The sequence below is a fragment of the Paraburkholderia sp. RL18-085-BIA-A genome, assembly GCF_046027075.1.
Classification (GTDB): Bacteria; Pseudomonadota; Gammaproteobacteria; order Burkholderiales; family Burkholderiaceae; genus Paraburkholderia.
In genome coordinates this window covers 1-9,551 of record NZ_JARESU010000216.1, presented here as the reverse complement: position 1 = coordinate 9,551, position 9,551 = coordinate 1, and the positions used below count along the sequence as shown (strand labels likewise).

The 9,551-nt window shown below is 55.4% G+C and carries 4 protein-coding genes and 1 pseudogene; 4 read left to right on the top strand and 1 reads right to left on the bottom strand.

Going from position 1 to position 9,551, the window contains the following annotated elements:
• Window positions 1-541: 541 nt before the first annotated feature.
• The 4 genes and pseudogenes from P0D89_RS48625 to P0D89_RS48610 form a co-directional block, all read left to right on the top strand.
• A pseudogene (locus P0D89_RS48625) lies at window positions 542-797 on the top strand (transposase); the annotation flags it as partial.
• Between the two features lie 216 nt (window positions 798-1,013).
• A complete protein-coding gene (locus P0D89_RS48620; RefSeq protein WP_408368908.1) occupies window positions 1,014-1,406 on the top strand; it encodes a response regulator in 393 nt (130 codons plus the stop codon).
• 453 nt (window positions 1,407-1,859) lie between these two features.
• Complete coding sequence (locus P0D89_RS48615) at window positions 1,860-7,526, top strand: AAA family ATPase (RefSeq protein WP_408368906.1); 5,667 nt, start codon at window positions 1,860-1,862, stop codon at window positions 7,524-7,526.
• A gap of 449 nt (window positions 7,527-7,975) precedes the next feature.
• On the top strand, window positions 7,976-8,923 hold the full coding sequence (locus P0D89_RS48610) for a LysR family transcriptional regulator (protein WP_408379088.1): 948 nt from the start codon (window positions 7,976-7,978) through the stop codon (window positions 8,921-8,923).
• A 93-nt stretch (window positions 8,924-9,016) separates the two neighbouring features.
• Here the strand turns inward: P0D89_RS48610 and P0D89_RS48605 are convergent, their stop codons facing one another.
• Window positions 9,017-9,325 (bottom strand): hypothetical protein, encoded by a 309-nt coding sequence (locus tag P0D89_RS48605; protein ID WP_408368902.1) that lies wholly within the window; start codon window positions 9,323-9,325, stop codon window positions 9,017-9,019.
• Between the last annotated feature and the right edge of the window lie 226 nt (window positions 9,326-9,551).

The window sequence follows — 9,551 nt, the reverse complement described above, 5'->3', positions numbered from 1 at the left end:
GATGTATTAATGGAATTATGTTAGAAAACTCCGTTGAGGACGTCATATGGAATCTACTTGTAGTTTTCTACATATGCGTGCGGCGCTACTGGTGAATGTTTCGGGTTTGTGACAATGATATGGAATCCTGATTGATGGGGGTTTCGATGTGGTGATCATCCATGACGCTTGCCGCTGGGGCTGGTTGCTGTTCGGTGTCGGATTTTGTCCAGACATCGTCGTTCGCCGCACAACAGTTTCGTCGCGGTGGCCCGATGCGAACCTATTTCTAACGTATTGCTTGATTAGTGTGCTGCAATACGCTGTGATGATTTGAATGAGAAAGTATAGTATTTCGTTGCGCGCATATCAGAATGGTTTGTAAGAGTAGTCGATATCGCATTTTTCATTTTTTGGAGAATTTATAGTATTGCAGGGACATATTGATCAGGAAATGGATGGATAAGCGCGAAAGAAGCACTGCCGAGCAGGCGGGCGACTGAGCTTGCCCCGGAAAGCGATGCCGTTGCTGAGAGGTAAGCTCACGCAAGAAGAAAATACGATGACAGCCAAAGCAAAGCGGGAGCAGTACACGCTCGAGTTCAAGCTGGAAGCGGCGCGGCTGCTGGTCAAGGCCGGGCAAAGCATGGCAACAGTGGCGGCCACATTGGTATGGTTGAAGAGACGCTAGGTGAGGTCCGACCGGGAAGGGCAAGCTGGCGGGAGCCGGAGCAAAGCCAGTAGATCCGGGACACATGGGGTTGGCGCGGCTGCGTGCAGAAGTGGCTCGTCCGAAGATGGAGCGCGATATCCTCGAAGACATCCGAAGGGGGGCGACCTTGCCCAAGGGGCAGACACTCCGGGCCAAGGTCTACACTGGCAACGCTGAAGCGAGCGGCCGTCCGGTCATGCGGGGGGAAATCCAGCCCCTCATACAATCCTATTATTCAACGGCAGGTAGATGATAAGTAGAATTTGCCCATCGTAAGTGCTGCTCGGACCGGGCAGTACCACAACGGAAGGCCCGCCACCACATGAATACTACAAGAACTACAGAGGTCCTCGTTATCGAAGACGATCCGATCATGCGCGAAGCGATAGGGGATTGGTTGCAAGTGGCGGGATACTGTGTGCGCAAAGCTATCGATGGTACGGAGGGACTCATGGCCGTCACGGTCGCCGCGCCATCACTAGTTGTGACGGATATTTGCATGCCCGGTTCGAGCGGAGCCGTAGTTATCGCAGAAATAAAGCGGATTCATCCCGCGATGCCAATCATCGCCATATCGGGCCTTTTTGACGCAGGGAAAGGACTCGCGGCAGATATGGCTCTCGCGATTGGCGCAGCAAGGGCTCTAGCGAAACCGTTCAAGCGCAACGATCTGCTTCGGACGGTGGCGGAGTTGCTAAGGGAGGTTAGCAGGTAGCCGTTAGTAATATTTCGGTAACCTATCAGGATGTCGGCGGTAGGCGCGTATTGCGAGATGGTAAGCACGACCCCGACTACGTTCGGCGGCGGTGCCAACGAGGGAACCTGTTCGGAGGTGACGACGCGCGATTAACGAACCGTGTGGATTGCTGAGATGGGTATGTAGCGGTGGCCGGCCTCCTGATTGGCTCGGATCGTGTTCGCGAATCGGGGTGTCGACGATGACTGATAAAGCTTCGTGCCCAAACGAACAAGCGCAGGAAGGGGCTTTGGCATCATCCGCCTGTCGGTTTGGACGGTTGTTTTTTGCGGCTCGGTCGACGCCGCACCAGACCGGGCGTCATGCCTTTGCCGTCGTCATCATGCTGCCCATAGCATCAAGCATTATTGGATCTGCCATTCTGGCACCGATGCCATCGGCTATAGCCCTCCCTGCCTGAGAAGTACAGACATGCCAGATTACGAACCCGTGACAACCAAGCTTTCAGAGTATGTATTTTCGCCTCTGCGTGAAGGAGACTTCACGCTTTATCGAGGTAACGGCCGAGGATTGAGATCAGTTCTGCTTCTAACTGCGGAAGATGTGTCATTCGCGAGCCTTAAGCGTCTTGAGCATGAATATGCACTCAGGAGTGAACTCGATTCTGCTTGGGCTGCGCGGCCACTGGCATTATCGCGCTATAACGATCGGCTTGCATTGGTACTCGCGGACCCTGGCGGTATGCTTTTGGACGGAATGCTGGGCCAGCCGTTGGAGACTGAGGCGTTTTTGCGCATTGCGATTCCGCTCACCGAATCTCTCCGCCAAGCGCATGAGAGAGGAATCATCCATAAGGATATCAAGCCGGGCAATGTGCTCGTGGACGTGAACCGGGGCCGCACGTTCCTTACAGGATTTGGTATCGCGACTCGAGAGCCTGCAGTGAGCCAGGTCCACGAACCGACGGAGGTGCTCGCTGGAACGCTCGCCTACATGGCGCCTGAACAGACGGGCCGAATGAAGCGACCGGTGGATAGACGGAGCGATCTATATTCACTCGGTATTACCCTCTATGAGATGCTGACTGGAACGCTCCCGTTTGCCGCGATTGATCCGATGGCGTGGATCCATTGCCACCTCGCGCGGCAACCGCCGCCACCGACTGAACGCGCCTCAGTCCCGGTCCCAATAGCGGCGATCGTGATGAGGTTGCTGGCGAAAAGCACCGAGGATCGGTACCAGAGCGCTGCGGGCGTGGCAGCCGATCTCCGCAGGTGTCTGAAAGAATGGCAACTGCACGGCAGCATCTGTCCGTTCACGCTCGGCGAGCACGATGCGTCGGACCGACTCGAAATCTCGGAGCGACTTTATGGCCGGGAGGCCGAGGTCGGCTCGCTCGTCGCCGCCTTCGAGCGTGTCGCGGCCAATGGTATGCCGGAGTTCACCCTCGTGTCCGGTTACTCGGGAATTGGCAAGTCGTCGGTCGTACACCAACTTCGCAAGGTGCTCGCTCCGGGGCACGGGCTTTTTGCGTCCGGCAAATTTGATCAATACAAGCGCGACATCCCGTATTCCACGCTCGCCCAGGCTTTCCAGGGGCTTATCCGCCCGCTCCTGAGTCTGAATGAGGGTCAGTTGGCTACATGGCGCAAGGCGCTGATCGACGCTCTGGGCCAGAATAGTTCGCTTATCGTAAGCCTCGTTCCTGACCTTGAGTGCGTAATCGGAGCTAAACCCCCACCCGTTCCGGAACTGTCGCCGCTCGAGGCGAAGCGCCGCTTTCAGAGGGTATTCCGGCGCTTCCTCGGAATTTTTGCGTGCAAGGAACATCCGCTCACACTATTTATCGACGATTTGCAGTGGATGGATTCAGCGACGCTCGAACTCCTCCAGCACCTGATGATTGATTCGGGGGTGCAGTACCTTCTGCTCGTAGCCGCCTACAGGGCCAATGAGGTTGGCCCCGACCACCCGATGACACGGATGCTTGAGGCGATCCGCGCCGCTGGTGCGAAGGTACATGAGATCGCGCTATCGCCTCTGAGCTTGGCACATACGGGGAAGCTGGTGGCGGATACACTGCATTGCGAGTTGGAGCGCGCGGAAACGTTGGCGCACCTTCTGCAGGAGAAGACTGGCGGTAATCCGTTCTTCGCAATCCAGTTTTTTGCGAGTTTGGCGGAAGAGAAACTGCTTACATTCGATCCAATGGCGCGAGCCTGGTCATGGAATGTGGACCGAATACGCGCGATGGGTTGCAGCGAGAACGTGGCAGATCTCATGGCCGAAAAGTTGCATCGTCTTTCCGCTACGACGAAGGTGGCCCTGACACAACTCGCTTGTTTAGGTAACAGTGTTGGGGTCGCCGCCCTGTCGCTGGCTCATGGGTACGCGGACGAAACGACGGTGAATATGGCACTCCAGGAGGCCGTACTCGCCGGATTGATCCGTCTCGAAGACAGGATCTGCACATTCACACACGATCGGGTCCAGCAGGCGGCCTATTCGTCGCTAGGTGAAAACGTCCGTCGCCAGATTCACACACGGATCGGTCGAGCGTTGCTCAATGGGACGACTGGGGGCTTACTCACCGAGCATTTGTTCGACATTGCGAACCAGTTCAATCGGGGCACAACAACGCTCACCGACCCTGACGAAAAAACTCAGGTGGCAAGAATCAATCTGTTTGCAGGACGGAAGGCAAAGGCGTCTACGGCCTTCGCGTCGGCATGCGTATATTTTTCGGCTGGAATGGCGCGGATGTATGAAAGCGACTGGGGCACCCAGTACGAGTTAATGTTCAATTTATGGCTCGAGCGTGCGGAGTGTGAGTTTCTAACGGGAAATCTCGGAAAGGCCGAGCAGCTTATTGCGGAATTACTCGCCAGGAGCATATCGAATATTGACCGGGCTTCAGCCTATCGTCTCAAAGTCGAGTTGCACCTCGTGAAGTCCGAGAGTCCGCAAGCGGTTGTCAGCGGGCTCACGTGCCTGAGCCTATTCGGCATCGATCTGCCTTCGCATCCGACCTGGGATCAGGTTCGAGCGGAATACGAAACGATATTGCGAAGTCTCGATGGGCGTCCGATCGAAAATCTGATCGAATTGCCGCTGATGACCGATCCGCAACTGTCGGCCGCTATGGCTATGCTTTCGACCCTGAACACACCCGCGTACTTTACCGATTCAAATTTGTACTGCTTGCTCCTGTGCCGTATGGTTAACCTAAGCTTGAGCCACGGGGTCTGCGGGCCGTCCGCGCACGGATATGGCTATTTTGGGTTTATCCTCGGCCCGGTCTTTCGTCGCTACGGCGAAGGGTATCGGTTCGCCAAGCTCGCCTGCGACCTCGTTGAAAAGCACGGTTTCATCGCTGATAGGGCAAGATCCTTTCACTCGTTGGGACTTACAGCCGCGTGGACCCACCCAATTTCGACAGCAATTGATCTCTTACTCGTGACCTATCGCGCAGCGACCGAGGCCGGTGATCTGCCGTCTGCGTGCTTTAGCATGTCGGTGACCATCACAAACCTTCTTTTGCGGAACGATCCGCTCGACATCGTGCGGATTCAGTCCGAACGCAATCTTGACTTCGTCCGAAAAGCGCATTTCAACAATGTCGCGGACGTCATTGTGAGTCAACAACGCTTCATTGCGGCTATGCAAGGTCGTACTACCAGTTTGTCAAGTTTCAGCGACATCCAGTTCGATGAAAATGCGTTTGAAGCCCGGTTGACGGAGGGCCGGGCGGGCACTCCGCTGTGCATGTACTGGCTCCTAAAACTCAAAGCGCTTTTTCTATCAGGCAACTATGCGGCAGCGTTCGAGGCTGCACAAAATGCGAAGGTCTACATTTGGGCTATGGCTGCTCATATTCCTTTGCTCGATTACTATTACTACACCGCCCTTACGGTAGCCGCAATTTTTGAGAATGCTTGTAGTGATGACCAGAAAGAATGGTATGAACTTCTAAAAACGCATCAGAATAAACTGCAAGAATGGGCCAGTAACTACCCGCCGACTTTCAGCGACAAACACGCACTTGTTTCGGCGGAACTCGCCCGCCTCGAAGGGCGTGACCTCGATGCAATGCGGCTGTACGAACAGTCCATTCGATCCGCTCGAGAGCACGGTTTCGTACAGAATGAAGCCGTGGCTCATGAAGTAGCCGAGCGGTTTTATGCAAAGCGCGGTTTTGAAACGATTGCCCACGCCTATCTGCGCAACGCGCAATACTGCTATCTCCGTTGGGGCGCCCTCGGTAAAGTGAAGCAACTTGACCAACTTTATCCCGGATTACGCGCGCAAACAGTTTCCTTTCCGTCGACGGCGACAATTGGCACTCGCTTCGAGCACCTGGACCTGGCGACGGTAGTCAAGGCTTCACAGGTGGTGTCGGGTGAAATCGAACATGACAAGCTAATCAAAACACTTCTGAAAATCACGACCGAGCATGCGGCGGCGGAGCGCGGTCTGCTCATACTTCTTCGAGGTGGCCAGCCGAAGATCGTGGCGGAAGCTACCATTGGACTGCGGGGCACGATTGAAGTCAATTTGAAGCATTCGACAGCTGCACCGTCTGAGCTTCCCGAGTCGGTGTTGCAATACGTGGTTCGGAAACGCGAGAGCGTGATCCTGGACGACGCAGCAACGCCGCATATGTTCTCGGAGGACGCATATGTGCAGCGTCGCCGGCCGAGGTCTGTGCTCTGCCTACCACTAGTCAAGCAAGCCGAACTCGTCGGCGCTCTGTATCTTGAGAATAACCTGACTCCGTGCGTCTTTACGTCAGATCGCACGGCAGTGTTGGAGTTGCTGGCCTCGCAGGCGGCTATCTCGCTGGAGAATGCGCGGCTGTATTCCGATTTGCAACATAGCGAAGCGTTTCTCGCCGAAGGACAGAGGATAAGCTCCACCGGAAGCTTTGGCTGGAATCCTCATACCGAAGAAGTTCAATGGTCGGACCAAACGTACGACATTTTTGAATATGACCGCTCGGAAAAAGCTACGGTGGAGCATGTTCTGAAGAGAACACACCCGGATGATGTCCCAATTGTCCTGGAAGCCATGGACCGCATGACGAAGGCGAGAAACGATTTTGATTTTGAGCATCGCCTGCTGATGCCTGATGGCGAGGTCAAGCATGTCCATCTCACCGCTCGGGCCATGCATAGTACTTCGGGAAAGTTCGAGTTTGTGGGTGTGGTTAGGGACGTTACCGAACAGAAGTGGGCACAGGATGAACGCACGCGACTTGAACAGCGGCTTCGCCAAGCCGAAAAGATGGAAGCGATCGGACGGTTCGCCGGTGGTATCGCGCACGACTTTAACAATATTCTCGCGGGCGTGATGGCTTACGGTGAAATAATCTTCGACGATGCGCCCGAGGGCTCATTGCTTAAGCGCTACTCAAAGAACGTTCTCACCGCCGCGGCGCGCGGCCGCGATTTGGTCGAGCAGATCCTTGGCTACAGCCGCTGTCAATGCGGTAAGTGTGCGCCAGTCAATGTTGCGCATATCGTAGCCGAAACTTTGGAATTGGTCAGGGGAGGGCTGCCCCCCGGCATCCGCCTCGAATCTGAGACACCTGACGTACCTCTTGTCGTCATAGGTGATCCAACCAAACTGCATCAGATTGTCATGAATTTATGCCGTAACGCGATTCATGCCATAAGCGGACACGGCACCTTGCGTGTAGCAGTAGAGGATGCGAGCTTCGCTGTTGCGCGGGCACTTTCGCACGGCGCGCTTCAGCCCGGCCACTACGTGCGCCTGATCGTGGAGGACAGTGGTACTGGCATGGATGCGGAGATCATGGCTCGTATTTTTGAACCGTTTTTTACTACCAAGCATCCCGGACAGGGAACGGGTCTTGGTCTGTCATTGGTCTACGCAATTGTTACTGACTCAGGTGGCGCAATTGATGTCCAAAGCACGCCTCGGCATGGCACTACGTTTACAATTTATCTAAGGAACTCTGGGGGGGCGCGAGATCAGGACAAGGTCGCATTGCTCTCACTACCTCAAGTTCATCGCGAGAGTTTGTCAACGGTCTCCGCCGATACCTCAGTACTCTCCGCAACCCCAAAAGTGCGTTTTCGACTAGGCGACGAAACGGTGGAGTTATCCACCGGTTGAATCCGCCGCTATCGACTCCCCGCGATTGCGCAAGTGCGATTGGACGTTGTCTCCGGGGAGGCAGATCCGGATTCAATGGAATGCGACTTGTGCGGTTGATACAGCATGCGCTTGCGCGGTAGGCCGTTGCGGCGGCTCGCTTCTGATTGGGGCCTAGGTGGTAAGCCTGTACTGCATATCGGACACAAACACTGAACAGCGAGAGCGTGCTCAATCCTCAGAGCCATGAGAAACAGTGGTACGTCCCCGATGCTGTGGCTTCGCGTCGTCTGAGCTTCTCATCTCTCCGCGCAGTGGCCTCGCGGATCAATAGAAGTTGACAGTACAAGCAAGCTTCAGCGCGAACGTTCGGATCGAATGCTCGCGTTTCGTACACTCGTCATTTTAGGTTATTGCGAATGGTGCGTTGATTGAACGCTTGGTTAATACGTATTAACTGCAAGACATCTATGGATACACTACAAAATATGCGGGTGTTTGCACGTGTTGTCGAGGCTGGCAGCTTCACGGCCGCCGCAGAATCGCTAAATTCGACGACCGGCGCCATGTCTCGCGCAGTATCAGATCTTGAAGCCCGTCTGCGTACCCGGCTGCTGAATCGGTCAACACGCCGGCTTGCGCTCACCCCCGCCGGAGAACGATATCTGCAGCGCTGTCATCAGATCCTCGCCGAAATCGAAAGTGCAGAGGAGGACGCGAGCGGCGCGCACGAACACCCGTCCGGTATGTTGAGGATATTTAGCTTCGCGAGCCTCGGACGGCACTACGTGCTGCCGGCGATCGCCAAGTACCGTGCCCAATACCCGGAGGTGATGGTCGAACTTACGATGGCACAGAGATCTCCGGATCTCTTCGGAGGCGGCAGCGATGTAGCCGTCATTGCGGCGGCGTCGCTTTCTGACTCGGAGATGGTTTCACACCTGCTGGGATCGACGTACAGTCTCCTGTGCGCATCGCCTGAGTATGTGCGTTCACACGGTGCTCCGACGCGACCGGTTGACCTGATGTTGCATCAATGTCTGACTCTTGATACGCCCGCTTTTCCAGCGCGTGCTTGGCTGCTTGAAGGACCTGATGGCAGCGAAATGCTAGAGGTCAGTGGCCCACTTCAGGTGAATATCGCTGAAGCGTTGATTGGGGCGATTCAGGAGGGCATGGGCATCGGGGCATTGCCATTGTACGCCGCCGTTGAGGGCTTGTGCGACGGCACCCTGGCTCGGGTGCTACCTAGCTATCGCTTGCAAAAGTTGAACATTTACGCGCTTTACCATTCGCGGAAGTTCATCGATGCGAAAACGAGAACTTGGGTCGACTTCCTGCGTGTTCACATACCGGAAGTTATTGCACGCGACAAAGCGTTGGTTGCCGGCTCACCGGAGGCGAAAGGCCCCCGATGACATGCATACTCCTCTCTAGTGAAGAGCAAGTTAGTTATTTGCATATACAACTAAAGCTGGCGAGCTCGGTCTCGGGCATCATACGTTAGCCGCCTAAACGTTGGAGATGAGATCTGTGGTGACGTCATCGGAAATGCAATAACGGATACCGATACCGGGTGCGATGTCCATTCCAGCGACTGGTCTGCTAGAACCGACACCGTACGGGCTGGCTGGCAATCCCGACTGACGTCGATAAGCGGTGTTTGGGGCAAGGATGTGGTATTCGGGATCGAGCACGATCATGGGTTGAGCGTCGTGCTCCAGATATGACACCAGCGCGTTGACATCCGGCGCTTGAGGCGACTCGGCTGAAGTCGTGACGAGGGGTGTGATGGGTATGACCGGACTTGCGGGTTTCACGGCGGTGTCTCCGCTCGACAGATTCGTCGAGGCAGTCTTCGCTCCTGGTCGGCGGTCTGAGGAGGTGCTGCACCGCCCGGCTTAATAGCAATATTGATAGAAATCACATGGAAATGGATATGGAGCGCAAATCAAAATCGGAAAGAGGTGGCGCCGCTGGTTCGGACAGTCAGATCGAGTTTATAAGTGGAACGTCCGGGGCGGTCATGCTGCCAATTTGATCGCG